Consider the following 17,818-nt stretch of genomic DNA (forward strand, 5'->3'; position numbering starts at 1 on the left):
TTTTAGGCCCTCGCACTTCCATACCCGCAAGAACAAGTTTCAAAGCCGCTGACAGTACGGTATGCGCAAAGCCATGACCAAAGTAAGCGTCCGCCAATCACCGCTGGCGTGTGATCAGGCGGGTTTTTGCCAGTTTTGCGGTAGGAGTTCGTGGAGTTGGCTGGCCTTGTGGGTCGGCAGCCGCTCCAGAACGTCTCGGAGGTAGGCGTAAGGATCATGGCCATTGAGCTTGGCGCTCTGGATCAGGCTCATGATATTAGCCGCGCGCTGGCCGCTGCGCAGTGACCCGGCGAATAGCCAGTTGGAACGGCCGAGCGCCCAAGGGCGGATCAGGTTTTCCACCCGATTATTGTCAATGGGTAGCCCACCGTCGTCGAGGTAGCGCGTTAGCGCCCCCCAACGCCTCAAGCTGTAATCTAATGCCTTGGCCGTCGCCGAGCCGTTCGGGACCTTCTCGCGATGAGCCAACATCCAGCGGTACAGCGCGTCAGTAATGGGCCTGGCTCGCGTCTCCCGCAGTCGTTGACGCTCTTCCACGGTGAGTGATTGTGCCTCGCGCTCCACCTGGTAGAGCTGGCCGATTAGCGCGATGGCCTGCCCGGCGATTTGGCTCTTGTCGGCCACGTGCAAGTCGACGAACTTGCGTCGTGCGTGAGCCATGCAGCCGATCTCGGTCACGCCCTTGGCAAAGCTCTGCTTGTAGCCGCTATAGTCGTCGCAGATCAGCTTGCCTCGCCAGTCGCCAAGGAAGTCGCGAGCATGCTGACCGCCGCGCCCCTCGCTGAAGTCGTAGACGACCGCCTTCAACTCCGCATAGGGCGTGGTGGCATAGGCCCAGAGGTAGGCTCGGTGGGTTTTCTTCTTCCCCGGAGCCAACATCGGCACCGGGGTCTCGTCGGCATGCAGTACCGGCTCATTGAGCAGCAGGTCGCGTAAAGCATCGATCAGAGGCTGAAGCCGTACGCCGCAGATGCCGACCCACTCCGCCAGAGTGGAGCGCGGAATCGGTACGCCGGCGCGGCCAAAGATCTGCTCCTGGCGATAGAGCGGCAGATGATCGGCATATTTGGCGATCAGCACCTGAGCCAGCAGGCCGGCGGTGGGGATGCCCTTGTCGATGATCTGTGCTGGCATCGGCGCCTGGACCAGTGTTTCGCACTGGTCACAGACCCATTTGCTGCGGATATGGCGTTCGACGTGGAACACGCCCGGGGTGTAATCGAGTTTCTCGCTGACCTCCTCGCCAATCCGCCGCCGTTGACAGCCACAGTTACAGAGCTCGCTCTCCGGATCATGATGGATCTCGGTGCGCGGCAACTCAGGGGGCAAAGGGGCGCGCTTAGGCGTCTTCTTGGTCGCTGGCGGCGTGTCGGGGGTGGCCAGGTCTTCCAACTCGGTCTCGATGGCCGCGATGTCGGCATCCACCACCTCGTCCAGAAGACTGATTTGAAGGACGTTGAGCTGTTCGCTGCGTTTGCCGAAGGCATGACGCTTGAGCAGTGCCAGTTCATAGGCCAGCTTCTGGTTGACCTGCTCGGTGTGGTGCAGCGTTTTCTGGCTCTGCGCCAAAGCCTGTCCCTGCTGCTCGACCTGCGACATCAGCGATGCCGCCAGGTGGCGAAGCTGATCGGGGGAGAGCTGAGAGAGGTCGGATGGCGCGTTCATCGGGTAAGTATGCCAGCGGCCGGAGGAAAGGGGGATTGGCATATCATCGAATACCCCACCACGGTGTTTTGTGCCGTTCGTGGCAAGTGCGCCTTAGACCACCGAGATTACGCCGTCGGCCCCAATGCGTTGCCAGGGCAGACCTTGTACCAGCACGGTCAGCTGTTCGGGAGAGAGCTTGACGCTATTGCCGTGCCAGTTACCGGCCCAATGAAACTTGCCTTGGTTTAGACGCCGGGCGCACAGCCAGATGCCGAGGCCATCGTGGATCAACACTTTCATGCGGTTACCACGGCGATTGGCGAACAGGTAGGCGCAGTTCGGCCGCGCGGTGCCGAACACCTTCACTACCCTGGCCAGGGCCGTGTCGGGACCGGCGCGCATGTCCAGTGGCTCGGTGGCCAGCCAGATCTCGTCGATACGAATCATGACAGCAGATCCCGAAGTAGCGCCCGACACCCCTGCGCATCGGACAGCGGCCATTCGATGGTCACGGTGCCTTTGGGGCTAGGCAGTGAAAGGCGAATAGGCTCGGCTTCCTGATGCGGGGTCGACGTCAGTGTTGTGGTGCTTGTCATCGGCACCGGGACAAATGCCGGGGGGGCACTTACCGTCACCATGCGACGAGCCTCACGAATCCACTTGTGCACCAGATTGGCGTTCAAGGCATGCTCCAAAGCGATGCCGGCCACTGAGGCACCGGGTTGTTGGCACGCTTCGACGACGCTGGCCTTGAACTCGGCTGTAAATCGGCGACGCTTTCGAGGTGCTTCCAATACGCTTAACTCACTCATGATAGGTGTCCACTAAGGAATAGGTGGACACCACCGTCATCGAAGTCGGAGCTCAGCGGAAGATGTGTTCACCGGCCGGATACTGACCAAAGGCTGCGTCAAGCACTTTACCGAGCACGACGTTCCCGCCAAGCATGCGACCGACGGATGAGCAAGGTTTTGATGCGACCACTACTAATTCGCAACACAGTGACCGTAGCACGACCCAGGTCTATTTGCGCGACAAGAAGGTGCTGCTCGTAAGCAAGCTAGGTGCTGATGCGTTCATTTCCGATTAGACATTCGTCTATTGTGCACTGGTCTGGTCACAGGAGTATAACGGTAGGTGCTCCCCTCGTTATATTTCTGCCCTTTTTCGATGCCCCGAACGAAAAAAGGAACCAGCTAAGTAGCTGATTCCCTTAATGTTTGGCGGAGGGACAGGGATCGCCCTCTCTCAGAATAAAACCCTTTAAAATCAGAAATTTATTTATTAAATCTGCATCCCAATGTAGCGGTTTTCTGTAACAGGATCAACGGCAGGTGATGAGAAGAAAGCAAAAATGTTCTATTATTAATTTGAAAGCAATTATTTTTATTAATATTCGTATCGAATGAGGAAAAAATGGAAATTGAGCCTGATCCATACTCAATGATGATTAATCACAGCTTCAAATATTTATTTAATAAGTATAAAGAAAAGAGGCGTATATTTTTGTTAGAGGAGCTATCAAAAGCTGGTTTTACGAAAGAAAGCCCCGAGATTAAAAAAGATGAATTTATTGCGGCTTTTATAGCAACTGAAGATGCTTTAAAAAGGAGTTCATCAAAAAACAAAATCATGACACTTTCCAATATGTTAGTGTACGGCGTTGGGTCGGGAAAACTCTTTGAGAACCCCAGCTCTTATCATGAAATATTATCCATAATTGATGATCTTTCTGATCGAGAAATTATTATTCTCTATCATCTTTACGACTATAGAAATAATGATACAAGTTACTGCATAGAAACTGAACCAAAAAATATGACAAGCTATATAGCTGAAAAAATGAACTGTGATGCAGAACTTAGCTCGGCCCTTTTAACAAGATTAGAGAGGACTGGACTACTAAGCATTACTCACGGATACTCAGGGGCAAAAAGCCATGAACTTTCTGCTTTAGCAACAGAATTAAGAAAATGGGTTGAATTCCAAATTGATCAAGGCCATATACATAGCACATAAAACACATCAAGTATTGATTGTATGTAATACTACATTGCTATTTTATTTCAATCTCTCCGATTTCTTGATCTAAGTCTTCAAGCAACATGGTTTCAGTCGCATGTTTCGCCGCACCATCATAGCCAGGGAAAAGGGTCGCAATTGTTACTCCAAGTCTTTCAAGGTGTTGCATTAATTCCTTTGCTTCTGAAAGAGGGAGAAGATGTCGTTTAAGATAAGTGTTGGATAATCTGTGGTTATTTATGTCGAGGTCATCTAATTCAAAACCTTTAATGAACGTGAACATGCCCTTTTGGGCTGCTAGGTTCTTACTGGTTGAGCCAGGAGCTTTTCTTATTCTGAATGTATCCTTAAAAGAACCTGCTGCAATTCTATCAAGCTCAACAATACTTACCATCCAGGTTGATAAGTCTGCTTCGTTGCCTTGTCTGACTCGTTCGTTCAAAGCCTGAGAGACAGCGAAGTAGCAAGCAACTAAAGGAGAGCTGGTCCAATCCAATAGCCGCGTAGGTACACCATGATGTTGGCGGTGATTTTCAACCCAGTTGTCCAAATAGCTGCCTCTAAGCAGCCTGTTTATTACGCTCGACTTCCTGCAGCTTGCCAGGGTTGAGCGCTACCGAACCGGGTACTTCCCAGTTTCGTGTGTTGCCTGACCAGCGCTGTGGATGTCGGCGCTTAGCTCTTTCATAAACCGCTTTGCGATGCTCAAGACGTTCTCGGTCGGCACCTTGATGCCGATCAGCGGGCGTCACGTACCGAATGCCACTGTGCAGGTGCTGTTCGTTGTAAGCGCGTTCGAACGTCAGCATCCAGTCACGTACCGCGTTCAGCGATGCAAAGCCCTTTGTGGGCCACGCTGGACAATACTTGACGGTGCGGAACAACGCTTCCGAGTAAGGGTTGTCATTGCTCACTCTCGGTCGACTGTAAGACATCAACATCCCCAGCTCTGTTAACCTCGCTTTAAGCGTATAAGACGTCATCGGTGCGCCGTTATCCGAGTGCAGCACTGGAGGCTGGTGCCAGCAGCCTTCGCGCAATAAAGCGCGTTCCAGCAGGTGTTTCGCTAACTCGCCTGATTCCGCCTCGTGGACTTCCCAGGCGATGATTTTGCGACTGTAGATATCCATGATCAGATAGAGATACCAGTGCTGGCCACGCACAACGGAAGAGCAATAGCTGATGTCCCAGCACCAGACTTGGTTGGGTCCGGTTGCTGTGAAGCTCGTCGGCTCAGGCACTGGGCGGCGTGGCTTCATTCGCCCTCGATGGTGCTGCTGTTGGTGCTTTTTCAGTACCCGGTAAAACGACGACTCGGAAGCCAAGTAGACCCCTTGATCTGCCAGTAACGGCACGATCTGAGACGGTGGCAGGCTCTGATACTCGGAGCGATTGCAGGCACTCAAAATAGCCTGTTCCTCCTCGTGAGTCAGTTGATGCGGCTGACTGCCTTGTACCGCGTGTGGGCGCTGATCCTCAGCCACCGCGCCACACCCAGAACGCCAGCGTTTCAGCGTGCGCTCGCTCACGTCTATCATCGCCGCTGCTTGATAACGGGAAGCGCCCCCGGTGACCGCTTCATCAAACAACGTAATGAGCCTTGCACGTTCCTCAAGAGGCGTCAGTCGTCCTCGCCGCTGTTCGGGTCTTCGCCGTACAAGGCGTCGAGCTTTTTTGAGAGCACCAGTAACGATGTCGTTTCCGCTAGGGCTCTGTCTTTGCGACGCACTTCCGCTTTGAGCTGTTTGATCGTCTTACGGTCTTGTTTACGCTGCTTTTGTGCCGTTTTTTGCTGGTCTTCTTGTTGGCCAGCGCCCTGGAGACAAGCGGCTTTCCACTGTTGGATCTGCTCGGGAAACAGGCCTTTTTCGCGGCAGTAAGCACCAAGCTCTGTTTCTGACAGGGTGGCGGTTTCGATGACCACGGCAAGCTTGGCGTCAGGCGACCACTCGTTGTCGCTTTGGGTGTAACCCGGCACAGGCACTCCTTTTTCTCGACACTGTTTTAACCAACTATACAGCGTCGCGTCAGAGATGCCTTCTTCAGTGGCGACAGATACCACACTGCGATTATGGGGTGGCAACAACTTTTTCAGTACAACAGCTTTACGCTCTTTAGAATAACGTGGCACACGCGCTCCATGCCGCTCCCTCTGGATTTGATTTAGGCGATATCGCCAACCGGACAACTAGGCTGACAGAGGGGGTTGGGCTTGTGCCAGGAACCTGAAAACGGAATCTTCGTCTGTGGGCCACAAGCTTGGAAATTTAAATATATCAACATTTCGGCCTTGGCTATTCTGGCCAGTTGGCTCCACCAGAAAGCGTCTAAGTTCGCTACTGTCACCAGCGACTTGGAGTCCCGCATCGTCACAGGCATTTACAAACCAGGACAGATATGCAATTTCCTTAAATGTTCTTGCGTCTGCGCCATAGTTAGCTTCCAGTTTTCTGGAGGTTTTGGCTCTAACAATAGACGGACTAAGTGTGTGACGGTGGTAGCCGAGCCCTCTGTAAACAAGACCTGGGTGCTTTACAGCTACGAAATGTTGCAGAAGGCTTGATGCAGTGTCGTGTACCTTGTCTTTTGATTCATCCCACATATTTATGTCTATCCATAAAAAGAAAAATAAGAGTTTACCGCCCCACTTTCCTAATGATCCAACAAAAAAATTACCCCACCACAAAGATGAGGCTAATAATTAAAGTTTATCAGTTTTTTGAAGATTAATAGCTTCCAATTATTTCACGTTGCAACTTCCTTTGCTGTCCGACAGGCTCGTTTCACGGACGCTGTAGAAATATCGAAACGTTCCGCAGTGGCCTTGATGCTGGCGCTATTCTCCTGACGCCATTGAGCCACGATCTCATCGTTGATGGTCTTTTCCCTACCTAAAGCCTTACCTTCAGCCTTAGCCCGCTTGATGCCAGCCAGTTGGCGCTCCTTGATGTTGGAACGCTCAAGCTCAGCCATAGCGGTCAGCATAGTCAGCATTGCCTTACCCATTGGCATACTCATGTCGAAGCCTTCCCGCAGCGACAACACCGCTACACCTTTCTCCTTGAGCAAGTCCACCGTTTCCAATACATCAACGGTGTTACGCCCCAGGCGGTCGATAGCATAGACGATGACGGTGTCACCCTCGCGGGCATAGTTGAGTAGCCCGCCTAGCCCCTGTCTGTCCTTGGCTTTGATGGTTCCTGAAGTGGCCTCATCGACAAACCACTGGTCAACCTTGTGGCGTTCCTCAATGGTGGCCCGCTGTGTGTCGGTAGACTGGTCCTCTGTGCTGACCCTGATGTAAGCAATAGTGGCTGACATATCGAACGCTCCCGATGTGGCTCATTAAGTATGGCTCATAATGTAGAGCATGGATCAATGAATATCAACACCTATGATCCAATCTTATGGCTCACCCTGAGTATGGGTCACAAGGTGTACCTTATGAACCAAGCCAACACATGCCATCAGAGCTAAGTAGTCACGGACTACGTTGATACATATATCCGATAGTCAAACCTACCGAATAAAGGATATATCTTATTGATTATAAAGGGTTTACACACATATTCATGCCTTGTAGCGTGTCCATTGTTAGCGCTCACTGAGGCGCGAAAGCAACACGATTAGACAGCTATAAGGAGCTACAACAATGTCCCTAAGGCCAGAAGAAAGAGGAATCGACCTCCGTATCTGCGGCATCATCATCAGGCTAGTTGTTAACGATGTCTTTATTCGTGTACCCAAGGTTGGTGTTCTGGCATGGAATCCCCACGCCTTGTGCTTTGATCGGTGGGAAGAAGTCAAACATGAGCCTTTGCCGTAACCGTTTGCCCTGAACTTGGGGGTGGGTGACATCCGTGTCATCCATCCCTCATGGGTATTAAAAAAGCGACTTACCGATAGCTCATAAACGCTAGCTCTGCGGGGTTACGGGGAAGCTCTGCACACTATATATACATCAATACCCGCTCAGATATTCGCCGTAAAATAACCGCAAGGCACCCCCCTTTGGAGTCCCGTTCCTCTCCGTCAGTTAATCACCTGCGAAGTTACAGACATGCCGTGTCAAAGCCCTGTGCGTCAGCCGCCAGAAAACACCAGAAGATAATAGTCTGCTGTGTCTTCAAGACATGACACGACGCCACATGGGCAGCGCAAGGCTTCTCTCCGTGAAATCTGGCAGGGCTATCCCCTTAGAATTACTCAGATTTTGTCACAGTCCATCTCAGTCACGTCTCCTCAATTTGTGGAAACGTCGCAGACACAACCATCCGCCAGGACGACGCTGGCCGTTACAACCTTAACGATCTTCACAAGGCTGCCGGTGGTGATCCTAATAACGCTCCTTCACAGTGGATGCGAAACAAGGAGTTCGATCAACTCAAAGCTGAAGTTATCCATCAAAACCGTTGTGCAAATCTGCATATCTCCCCAGCTAATTCAATCCGTGGTGGTCCCAGCCAGGGTACCTTCGTCGTCAAAGAGTTGGTCTATGCCTATGCCATGTGGATCAGCCCCAAGTTCAATTTAAAGGTAATCCGCGCATACGACCAGCTTCAGACAGACGGTGTAGCAGTGGCCGAGAACGCTGCTGAAGACTTGCTCGAAAACCCGCTTCCCTATATGGAAAAACTGTTGGGCCAAGCAAAGCAGTATAAGGCCGAGCGGGATCAGGCGGTTGAGAAGAAGACCAGTCTGACCAGCCACCTCCTTAATCTCTTCCCTGGCTTGAACTCACCATGTCCAGCCGTGAGATCGCTGAAGTGGTCCTGAAGCGCCATGACAACGTAAGGCGCACCATCGACATGCTTCTAGTTCATGGGACTGTGACGGTTACTCAAACTGAGGAACCGACGCCAGGAGGCGGCAAGCCTGTCACTGTCTACCACGTAAACCAACGGGACAGCTATGTGATCGTCGCTCAGCTATCCCCTGAGTTCACAGCCTGTTTGGTGGACCGCTGGCAAGAGTTGGAGAAGCAAGCAGCACAACCACAAGTTCCCCAATCGTTTGCCGAGGCGTTGCGTCTGGTAGCGGACACCCAGCCAGTCCTTTGGCTGAATCGCTCGGGCTTTATCCTATCGGCGGATGTCCGTTTTATTGGCCCAACCAGAACCACCGTAGGGACGCGCCTTGCTGGTCCCGTAAGAATTGTTCTGGGGCTGCATCGACGCTAACGAAGACGCTCCCTGTGCAGCGGTTGACGCCATACCTGCCATTGCCGCCCCGCGTGAAGGTGCCTGTCCAGGCGGTACAGAGTTGATCCGGTTGACCGCTTGGGTCTGGCGAGACTGCTTCTGACGTTGGAGTTGTCCAAGCGTCCAGTTTAGGTTCCGGTCGATGGTTGAACGATCTCGGGCAGCGGCACCAGAAATATCCCGTAAGCCCATACTGACTGAGTTACCTGTAATCCCAGCTTCACCAGCGGCGACACGCGCTCGGGCCATACTGGAACGTGCTTCCCTGGTCCGTTCCTCTTTATCCTCAGTGGCTTTCTGTTGCTCCTGAGACTGGCGCGTATTGATGTCGCCATATTCCCGACCGAGCGCCTTATAGGTGTTCTGACGGTTCTGCTTGAACATGTTTCGTTGGGCTTCTGCACGTTCAGCGGCGGCTTCATACTGCTGTTGCTGTCCATACATTTGAGCGCCGGTACTCACAACGGTCATAGCTGTGGTTGCTATCGCCATTGGGCTACACATGAGCGCCCCCTTGTGTTGCTGATGAATGATTGGTTGAAGTGTTAACCGCTAGCGTCTCGTATTCCTTTAGCGACTGACCTTCAGCCCCTGCCACCGCTAGTTGGTCGGCAAGTTCATTCTCGGGATGCCCACAATGACCACGTACCCAATGGAACTGGACAGAGTGAACCTCCAAGAGCCTATCGAGTTGTTGCCACAGGTCGACGTTCTTAACGGGTTGCTTACTCGCAGTCTTCCAGCCTTTACGTTTCCAGCCGTGTATCCACTGAGTAGCGCCCTTCATGACATATTCACTGTCGGTGGTAAGCTCCACGGGCGTTGGATTTTTCAATGCTGACAACGCTTCAATGACAGCGGTCAGTTCCGCTCGATTGTTCGTCACTGGCTCGCCTTGGAGTTTATCGGCCAGCTTCAGGCGATGCCCTGAGGCGCTCAGGAGAACGGCTCCCCAACCTGCTTTGGGGTTTTGCTGACCGTTATTGGTACAGGCCCCATCCGTGAAGATGCGGACAGTGTTTTGTGAGGTCTTAGCGTCAGTAAGTGCGTTTGGTGCAACCATGTTTATTCGTCCTCATTGTCGGAGACAGACGGTTCCCTTCAGACGGACGGCCCAACAGACGGACGAAACCGCCAGTCTGACCGACTGCCTTCGAGAATGTGCTGGTAGTGATTAAATGGAATTGCTCAAGGGATGAGCGTTTGGATAGCCTGGGGATGGCTTATCGTTTTCGTTGGGTGTGCAGATAGATGAACGAGAGGTCCATCGATGGAGAAGTGACCGGAAGTTTTCGGTAGCGTCTACGGCGGAGCCAATGAAGTATTGATGTCAGCACCGAGCGAAGCGAGTTATTGGACCCATCTTCAGGATCATGTGTCAGTCCATCGTTCGTAATCACATGGGTTGTCTGACAGTTACCCTGAAGGTGAAACCTACTGACGATCATAGGTCATGGTATTCACCACGGTTGAAACGTGCTCCATGGGTTATGCGGTTCTATATTCTTCCAGGTCTGTCGGTCGGTTTATCTTCAAGGTCATCTTTAGGATGTTTATAATACTGCGACGGTTAGAAAGTTTTTATAAATTATTGATTTATAATTTTTTATATTCAGCCCCCTGTTTGAATCCAGTCATCCAGTTGGTCTTCCAGGGGCTCTATCGTTTCCTTCGGGGCTTCTGCCAAATCGCCTTGGCTCTCTTCGTTTGCTTGTGCATCCTCGGTCAACAATGATCGTGCCAAGAATGGTAGTGCAATCTCACAAGCCTTGACGTACTTCTGTGCCTGACGGTCATTCACATCGAGAAGCTCCTTAACTTTCCTCGTGGAGATTGCGTCAAGCTCCTGAAGAATAACGTACGAGCTGATCTTGTTGAGCGGTAAGCTTCTACCGTTGCGTCTCTGGTTATCAAGGTTCGCTATTCCAGACAGAATATCTGAGGCAGGACAGCCTGATGAATCACCGACCGCCCGTCCAAGCATGGCTGACCGCACAGTATTATCAATGCGCTTCTCGCGATTGCTGCCCTTGCGGGGTGTGGTAGAAGTCATTTCGAGCGTCTCAGTTTTACCATTAAATTGGGCGCGTAGCTTGGCCGTTCGTCCTCTCCCTAACCGCTTCTTTAGGTTCGGCATCTGCTCTATTGGGTGGGCTGATTGATTGCCTAGACCGAAAGGCCAAGTATCACAGGGCAGTTTGTCGATCTTTTGAAGGCTTCTCTCGTATCGTTCCTTGAGCGCCAACCCTCGGGACACCATTTCTTCATATCCCGATGTCCCGCTTCTATTGTGTGCCTTAACATTTGACCGAATAGGACTGACAGCATCCCTAGCAGTTGCGGCACTCGTAGTCATGTCGTACTCTCCTCATAAGTAGAACCACCCACCAGCGAGTCCACCACAAACCCATAGGCACAGGACTATCTGACCGGGCGTACGAAAGGCCCAGTCCTGCGCTTGGCTAGTTGGTGGCTCTACTGATGAGAGGTCAGATGGTGGTGTGGTGTGATAGGAAGAGCAAGATTACGGCTTGAAGCGGGTCGATTAGCCAGCAGCATCACAGCCTCTGTTCTTCCTGAGGTGCAGGGTAATTAATTTGGCTTTTTGCGCTTCTCTGTCGGCTTTAAGGCGAGAGTTAGTAGTGAAGTTCGACTGAGCGATAAAAGCCTTTGAGTGGAATCACAGCCTCTGCTCTTCCTGAGGTGTCGGGTAATTAATTTGGCTTTGTGAACTTCTCTGTCGGCTTTAAGGGAAAAATCAGTAGTGATGGCCCACTGATCTATAGAGGCCTTTGTGTGGAAACACAGCCGCGTTCAATAGAGGCAAGGCAGCAACGAGTTGGTCGCTCCCTTGGCACTGGCTCAGCGCAAGATGTCCTCAATCGTCGCGGCTAGCTCCTTACCTTTCTCGGTAAGGTGGATGAGTTTCTTGCGGCGCTCTTTGGGGTCTTCCTCTGTCCAGATCAGACCGAACCCAGGCTTGTCGTGTTCTTGCCACTCTGACAGCACAGCAATCGTCCTTGAGAATGTGGCCTGTGTGATATCGGTCTGCTTTCGCAGTTCGCTCATTGAAATGCCTGGATTCGCGGCGACGTGGGTAAAGAGAGAGGCCGTTTTAATTGGCATGTCAGATTGAAGCTGGCGAAATTCTTGGATAACGCTCAGGATGCGCCGCAAGTAGATTCTTTCGCTCAGGGGTAGGGGCTGTGGCTGGCTGTCCATTATGCGGTTCCTCTTTAGGGGCTACAGGAATCGTATGCTTTGTTACCTATCGTCTTCAAGCCACTGCAAACCGAACGTCCAACCAGCGGGCGAAGAATACGGCCAACTTGGGATGCGCCCAGGTGCCAGGAGCACGTCCGCCTTTGATAGCTTGAACAAGGTCAGTATCTGGAATCCCAGTGACTGCCTCTAGCTCATTCACGTAGTTCTGCGTCTCAGTATTAGCGAGGAAGTTAGCGTGACGCTTCCCAAACTCCTTAGCGGCCTTCGTCATGTTGAAGTAACCGTCTTCGCGGAATGTGAGTGTCTTATCGTTCCACTGCTTGGTGATCAGTTGGTTGCTCGGTTTACGTTTCTTTTATAGCAAAACCATCTTTGTCCAAAGCATCCAGTAAATGGGATTGTGCTGTATGGCGCTCATCGTTCCCCATTTTCAAGGTAACCATCATATTGTTGAGTAGTTCTATAGTGACTTTTGTTGGGTTATAGGCTTTCAGCTTTTCTGTAAGTTGCTGATATTTTTCTGTTGATCTGACGTCTTCGTGAGAAAAATGCGGATCGCGATTAGCTTCGACAAACAAGCCAGTGAGCTTAGTGAGGGTTCTTCCGAGCTTTAATTCAGCAATCATTCCCATCTTGATATGACCCCTCAATATTCAAAGTATACTTACACCCTAGCCGACACCTAGCTTGACGTTCAATATGCTTAGCTAATGTTGGTGGGAATACAGGTGGCTCAGGTCTAACCCCTTATACTCAAGCTGACACATAGCCTCATACAGCACGTCTAGCGAGTACCCTGCCCCGTACCTGCCAGACATACCCACCTCACTGTGGCCCTGTAGGGCGTTCATCACATCTTTGGAAATGCCCGAGTTTCTACAGGCGTCCTCGAAGTTGTGGCGTAGCGAGTGAAAAGCGTTTTCCTTACGTTTGATCTTGAGATTAACAAGTAGCGATATGAAACGCTTAGAGTAAACGGACGAATAGTAACCATCACTGCCCATCGGCATATCTGGAAACACTCGCTTGCTCCCCTGCTGGCGCATCTTCTGGACATGCTCAAGGAAGCCTAACCGCTTCAACTCGGGATGGACGGGCGTCTGTCGGCGACTGCCAGAGTTTTTTAGCTTTTTATCATCACCATCGCCGTTGATGTCTATGATGTCGATACCATCCGTCTGCTTAACATCAGAAACATACAGTTGTAGGACTTCCCCCATCCGCGCACCAGTAAACAGCGCAACCAGCGGTGCCCAATACATACCGGAGTTTTTGGGGACCAATGATCCAGGCTGTTTCCAAAAGTGCAGCGATTTACAGCCCGTGAATACCGGAGCTTGGAAAATGGCTTGTAGCTCGCTCAACGTGAAAGGATCGCGTTCTTCCCGAGCGCGTTTCTTGAGGGTAACTTTCAGGCCATTCAGTGGGTTAGGTGGACATTCATCGTATTGCTTTGCTGCCCAATTCCAGAAGGCAGCGGCATAGCCTATCAGCTTGTTCACGTTCTTGGCTGACATAGGGGCCATACCCAATTCGTTGGCTCGCTCGGCTGCCCTATCGACACTCAGCCCCTTGAGTTCTACCTGCTTGGTCCAATTGCTGGGTAGTTTGAGCAAGGTTGATTTAAAAGCACGCCCATCAGCCTTCGAATATGCAGCCAGCGGTTTATCACCAGCAACATTGATGAAGTTATGGATGGTGGTTCGGTGATCGTTGGTAGTCTTGGTTGCCCACGAAGCGAACTTCTCTGCTATCCAGTCCTCAGCCAAAACAGACAGCAACGGTCCTTGTCCATCGCTAGGGCTGCTTTGAGGTCTCTGTAAGGTTTCTTTGGCGACGGTCGGTGTGGGCACCACCTCCCCTTCGTTCCGTGCTTGCTGGTCTTTTCCCGCCCGTATATAGGCTGCCTGGATAGCTCGGACGAGTGGACGCCAGCTTGGAGAGTCCGGAGACAGCGCAAGCTCTACACCATCCCATGACAGTAAGTCTTCTGCTTCATCCTTGAAGAAAGCATCCGCTTTGCCACGCGCATAGAGATGGCGAGTATGTGTCAGACTATCTTCAATGTCCTCGGCATACTCATCGAAGTCCCACCGTTCCCAATCTGTACCTGGCTCCCCTGGTTCTTCCTCAAAGATGCCTTCCGTTCTAATGTCTTCGTCTTCATCCAGAAGTGAAGCATGGTAGAGACTTGCGAGGTGGTCTATCTGCTCCTCTGTGAGCTTATCTAGGGGCTTGGCTTGGGCTGATACCCAACGGCGGTGTTTATCAAACTTCCTATCAACCTCAACGGCAGCCTTACGGACAAGCCGCAACGCTTCGTGATAGTTGGCAGTGTTGAGCGAGAAGGTCTCTTCCGCTTTGGGGTAACTGTCCTGAATATCCTGGGGAATTGCTGCCCGATGATAGTAACGAGCGCCACGACGATATAGGCGGGGATGTCCGGTAACTTTCACTGTACTCATGGCCTCCCAATGTAACACCTCACTGGGGCAGCCAGAAACAAAAAAGCCCCGAGGTCAGTATGTTACTGATTCCTCAGGGCTTCATGTCTGTATGGCGGAGGGACAGGGATTCGAACCCTGGAAAGGCTATTAACCTTTGCCGGTTTTCAAGACCGGTGCATTCAACCGCTCTGCCATCCCTCCGGCTTACGGCGCATATACTACCAGCTTTTCCTTGGAAGTCAACGTCTTTAGTACAACCTAAGCCCGACGCGGGTGATTTTTCCGCCTTGCATATCACTGACCACCCAATGAATGCCATGCCAGTCCACATCGTCACCAACCACGGGGTGACCACCTACACGTAGCGATACAAACTCGGCCAGCGTCATGTCTTTCTCACCTGGACTTAGGGTCAGGCCGTAAGCCTGGGCAATATCCTGCATTTGTGCGCTTCCATCAAGCGTAAAGGTGCCGAAGAACGCCCGCTCTCGCTTGAGCTTTGAGTCGCCATTGAACAGGCGGTTGAGTGCGTTCAGATCTTCTGTGCGGCCTATCACACAAATCACATCGCCAAGCTTAAGTCGGGTGCTGCCTTTCGGGTGCAGCATGGCGTGGTCGCGGAATAGCGCTGAGATAAGTGCGCCAGAGGGAAAGCGTAGAAGCCGGATGGGAACGTCTTCGAGGTCCTTGTTTTCAACCGAGTAGACGAACATCTCGTAGTCGTTTTCCGGCAATATACCCAGCGGACCGCGTCGATCAGGCGTGGTACCCGTTGGCACCTCCACCTTTAACCAGCGCGCCATGACGGTCAGCGAGCCGCCCTGGATCAGAAGCGACATAAGCACCACCGCAAAGGCCACGTTGAAATAGAGCGAGGCGTTTTCCACGCCGTCGATCAAGGGGAAAATTGCCAGCACGATCGGCACCGCGCCGCGCAGCCCCACCCAGGCGATAAACCACGTTTCCCGCCAGCGAAACTTGAAAAACGGCTTGATGGTAATCAACACTGCCAGCGGGCGGGCAATGAAAATCAGGGCCAACGCCACCAAGGCGGCGGGAAGCGCGACGTCCCAGAGCTCGCTGGGCGTTACCAGAAGCCCCAGTACCAGGAACAGACCGATTTGGCTCAGCCACGCCAGGCCATCGTGAACGGGCAAGATAAAATTGAGGTGACGTCCAGGCTGGTTGCCAATCATCAGGCCCGCCAGATAGATCGCCAAAAAGCCACTGCCGCCCAGTACGCTGGTAAGGCCGAATACGCTGAAGCCCAAGGCAAGCGCTAGCATGGCGTAGAGGCCTGGCGCCAGGTCCAGCCAGCGTAACAGCTTAGCGCTCACCCAGCCGCCGCCAAGCCCCACCACCAGGCCTATGCCGAATTGGGTAATAAAAAACAGCAGGGTCTCAGCGGGGCCGCCAATGTCGCCAACCAACAGCTCGACCAGCATCAGGGTCAGGAAAATTGCCATCGGGTCGTTGGTGCCGGATTCGATTTCAAGCGTGGCCCCTACCCGCTCATTAAGGTTAACGCCTCGTCCGCTTAGCATTGAAAACACCGCGGCGGCATCGGTGGAACCCACAATGGCACCCACTAGCAACCCCTCGGCGAGGGATAGATCAAACACCAGCATGGCGATGCCACCGACAATGGCGCTGGTGATAAAGACCCCGAAGGTGGCAAGCGAAAGCGCCGGCTTGAAGCCGACGCGGAAGGTTTTAAGGCGTGTTCGCAGGCCACCATCCAGCAGAATCATCGCCAGGGCTAAATGCCCGATGGTGAAAGCCATGTAATAGTCATCGAACTGAAGCCCTAACAGTCCTTCCTCACCGGCCACCATGCCCAGTGCAAGGAAAATCAGGAGCAGCGGAACCCCCATCATCGAGGAAAGGCGGCTCGCCAGAATGCTGAGCGCCATCAAGGAACCGCCGACCAAGAAAAACGTGTAGATTGCGTCCATGACTCTCCGTCTCTTCTCAAAGCACGATGATTATCGCATGCCAGCGTTGAATTTACTGCGCCTCATGGACTGACAAGGCGTAATTGAAGGCTGGTCAGATGCTTAGCGTGCCAGATACACTTTGCTTTCTGTTACTGGGAGTGATTGATGATGCTGACCCGTTTGTGTCGCACTTGGTATGTTTTGCTGTCTATAAAGGTCGTTTTATTATTCGTAAGTTCAATGACATACGCAAATGAGTCGGATACTCAGAACCAAACTAGTGACAACCAGCTCGAACTCAACAGTAGCGTCGAGGTGCCGCCCGCCTGGTGGGCGCCCAATGCCAAGTCAGAGGAGCCCCAACAGGAGGCGCCCACTAACGCCGTCACCCCAGCTCCTCCACTTGAGCCACCGCCCATTGAAAAGGTCAGCATCATGCTGGACTGGTTTTTGAGCCCGAAGCACGCAGGGCTCATTGTGGCTCAGCAACGTGGCTTGTTTTCCGCGCAGGGAATGGAGGTTGAGCTTCAAACACCGGCAGACCCAAGCGTCGGGCTGAAACTACTAGCGGCCGATGAGATCGACTTTGCCCTGAGTCGCCAGCCTTCGCTGCACCTCTATGTGCATGATGGCGCCCCCATCGTGCGTATCGCCACGCTGATCGAAACACCGCTAACGGCGGTGGTCGTAACAGGTGAGCTTGAGGATCCCGTCAAGGATAAGCTTGCGAGGATGCGCTATGGCTACACCAGCCGCGAAGGCCTTGATCTGTTCATACCTTATTTGATTCCCAAGGCACTCACCCAGTCGGGCAATCTTGCGCCCCCGGTTAATCTGCATTTTGACGTTCGGCGTGCTTTCGTCGAGGAACAGGTCGATGCGGTCGTCGATGCGCCCTTTCATTCATTGCCTGAACAACTGGCGAATGAAGGTATCAGCACGCAGGTCATCCGCCACAGTGCACTGGATATTCCCCGCTACGACGGCTTGGTGCTGTTGGCTAACCGAGACAGTGCCGCCCGTCGTGCCAAGACCTGGTCGCACATTGTGAGGGCCATAGAAGACGCGCATTACTGGATATTAGAAAACCCCGATGCCGCCTGGGAATTACTGATCAGTGCCGAACCGGTGCTTGATAACCCCATTAATGCAGCAAACTGGCAAGACCTGCTCAGGCGTATCGCGTTGTCACCTGGCGCGGTGGATAACCGCCGCTATCAGGCCTTTGAGCAATTCCTTTTACAGCAAGGCCTCAGCGTGAAACCCCTGCCAGTATCACGCCTGGCCATCGACCCTCATGCCCTCTAGTCAGGGCCTGTAATCACCGAAAACGGCAAAG

General features: G+C 52.6%; 18 protein-coding genes and 1 tRNA gene. 4 read left to right on the forward strand and 15 right to left on the reverse strand.

Features of this window, described 5'->3' with window-relative positions; genetic code table 11:
* Positions 1-114: 114 nt before the first annotated feature.
* From tnpC to tnpA, 3 genes are all read right to left on the reverse strand, one after another.
* Positions 115-1,665, reverse strand: a complete 1,551-nt coding sequence (gene tnpC, locus HXW73_RS09020) for an IS66 family transposase (protein ID WP_186255920.1) — start codon at positions 1,663-1,665, stop codon at positions 115-117.
* Positions 1,666-1,758: 93 nt separating this feature from the next.
* Entirely contained in the window at positions 1,759-2,094 is a 336-nt protein-coding gene (gene tnpB, locus HXW73_RS09025) for an IS66 family insertion sequence element accessory protein TnpB (RefSeq protein ID WP_186252812.1), read from the reverse strand.
* Entirely contained in the window at positions 2,091-2,459 is a 369-nt protein-coding gene (gene tnpA, locus HXW73_RS09030) for an IS66-like element accessory protein TnpA (protein ID WP_186252813.1), read from the reverse strand. The genes tnpB and tnpA overlap by 4 nt, the downstream gene beginning before the upstream one ends.
* 604 nt (positions 2,460-3,063) lie before the next feature.
* Here tnpA and HXW73_RS09035 point away from each other — a divergent pair.
* A complete protein-coding gene (locus HXW73_RS09035; protein ID WP_186252814.1) occupies positions 3,064-3,666 on the forward strand; it encodes a hypothetical protein in 603 nt (200 codons plus the stop codon).
* Between the two features lie 37 nt (positions 3,667-3,703).
* Here the strand turns inward: HXW73_RS09035 and HXW73_RS09040 are convergent, their stop codons facing one another.
* From HXW73_RS09040 to HXW73_RS09050, 3 genes are all read right to left on the reverse strand, one after another.
* The gene (locus HXW73_RS09040; RefSeq protein ID WP_186252815.1) at positions 3,704-4,219 is read right to left on the reverse strand and encodes an FRG domain-containing protein; all 516 of its coding nucleotides are present in this window, start codon (positions 4,217-4,219) and stop codon (positions 3,704-3,706) included.
* Positions 4,220-4,229: 10 nt separating this feature from the next.
* Positions 4,230-5,800, reverse strand: a protein-coding gene (locus tag HXW73_RS09045; protein WP_446718977.1) for an IS3 family transposase whose coding sequence is annotated in 2 segments (ribosomal slippage) — positions 4,230-5,347 and positions 5,347-5,800 — 1,572 coding nt in all. Because the reading frame shifts where the segments join, the coding sequence is not laid out codon by codon here.
* A 614-nt stretch (positions 5,801-6,414) separates the two neighbouring features.
* A complete protein-coding gene (locus tag HXW73_RS09050) occupies positions 6,415-6,990 on the reverse strand; it encodes a recombinase family protein (protein WP_186252816.1) in 576 nt (191 codons plus the stop codon).
* Positions 6,991-7,941: 951 nt separating this feature from the next.
* Between HXW73_RS09050 and HXW73_RS09055 the strand changes: the two genes are divergently transcribed.
* Positions 7,942-8,445 (forward strand): KilA-N domain-containing protein, encoded by a 504-nt coding sequence (locus tag HXW73_RS09055; protein WP_240538771.1) that lies wholly within the window; start codon positions 7,942-7,944, stop codon positions 8,443-8,445.
* A complete protein-coding gene (locus tag HXW73_RS18030) occupies positions 8,412-8,849 on the forward strand; it encodes a Rha family transcriptional regulator (RefSeq protein WP_186252817.1) in 438 nt (145 codons plus the stop codon). The genes HXW73_RS09055 and HXW73_RS18030 overlap by 34 nt, the downstream gene beginning before the upstream one ends.
* Here HXW73_RS18030 and HXW73_RS09065 read toward each other — a convergent pair.
* The 9 genes from HXW73_RS09065 to HXW73_RS09105 form a co-directional block, all read right to left on the reverse strand.
* Positions 8,751-9,314, reverse strand: a complete 564-nt coding sequence (locus HXW73_RS09065) for a virion core protein, T7 gp14 family (protein WP_186256073.1) — start codon at positions 9,312-9,314, stop codon at positions 8,751-8,753. The genes HXW73_RS18030 and HXW73_RS09065 overlap by 99 nt on opposite strands.
* Before the next feature lie 52 nt (positions 9,315-9,366).
* On the reverse strand, positions 9,367-9,933 hold the full coding sequence (rnhA, locus tag HXW73_RS09070; protein WP_186252818.1) for a ribonuclease HI: 567 nt from the start codon (positions 9,931-9,933) through the stop codon (positions 9,367-9,369).
* Positions 9,934-10,482: 549 nt separating this feature from the next.
* Positions 10,483-11,226, reverse strand: a complete 744-nt coding sequence (locus HXW73_RS09075) for a hypothetical protein (RefSeq protein WP_186252819.1) — start codon at positions 11,224-11,226, stop codon at positions 10,483-10,485.
* Positions 11,227-11,732: 506 nt separating this feature from the next.
* Positions 11,733-12,092: a MarR family winged helix-turn-helix transcriptional regulator gene (locus HXW73_RS09080; protein WP_186252820.1), complete on the reverse strand. Its 360-nt coding sequence runs from the start codon at positions 12,090-12,092 to the stop codon at positions 11,733-11,735.
* A gap of 55 nt (positions 12,093-12,147) precedes the next feature.
* Positions 12,148-12,366: a KilA-N domain-containing protein gene (locus HXW73_RS18035; RefSeq protein WP_186252821.1), complete on the reverse strand. Its 219-nt coding sequence runs from the start codon at positions 12,364-12,366 to the stop codon at positions 12,148-12,150.
* A gap of 73 nt (positions 12,367-12,439) precedes the next feature.
* Entirely contained in the window at positions 12,440-12,727 is a 288-nt protein-coding gene (locus HXW73_RS09090) for a hypothetical protein (protein ID WP_186252822.1), read from the reverse strand.
* 75 nt (positions 12,728-12,802) lie between these two features.
* Positions 12,803-14,560, reverse strand: a complete 1,758-nt coding sequence (locus tag HXW73_RS09095; protein WP_186252823.1) for a site-specific integrase — start codon at positions 14,558-14,560, stop codon at positions 12,803-12,805.
* 92 nt (positions 14,561-14,652) lie between these two features.
* A tRNA-Ser gene (locus tag HXW73_RS09100) sits at positions 14,653-14,743 on the reverse strand.
* A 47-nt stretch (positions 14,744-14,790) separates the two neighbouring features.
* The gene (locus HXW73_RS09105) at positions 14,791-16,497 is read right to left on the reverse strand and encodes a potassium/proton antiporter (RefSeq protein ID WP_186252824.1); all 1,707 of its coding nucleotides are present in this window, start codon (positions 16,495-16,497) and stop codon (positions 14,791-14,793) included.
* A gap of 222 nt (positions 16,498-16,719) precedes the next feature.
* On the opposite strand from HXW73_RS09105, the gene HXW73_RS09110 reads away from it, so the two are divergent.
* Positions 16,720-17,787 (forward strand): ABC transporter substrate-binding protein, encoded by a 1,068-nt coding sequence (locus tag HXW73_RS09110; RefSeq protein WP_240538603.1) that lies wholly within the window; start codon positions 16,720-16,722, stop codon positions 17,785-17,787.
* Positions 17,788-17,818: the final 31 nt, after the last annotated feature.

The organism is Halomonas sp. SH5A2 (genome assembly GCF_014263395.1).
Taxonomy (GTDB): Bacteria; Pseudomonadota; Gammaproteobacteria; order Pseudomonadales; family Halomonadaceae; genus Vreelandella.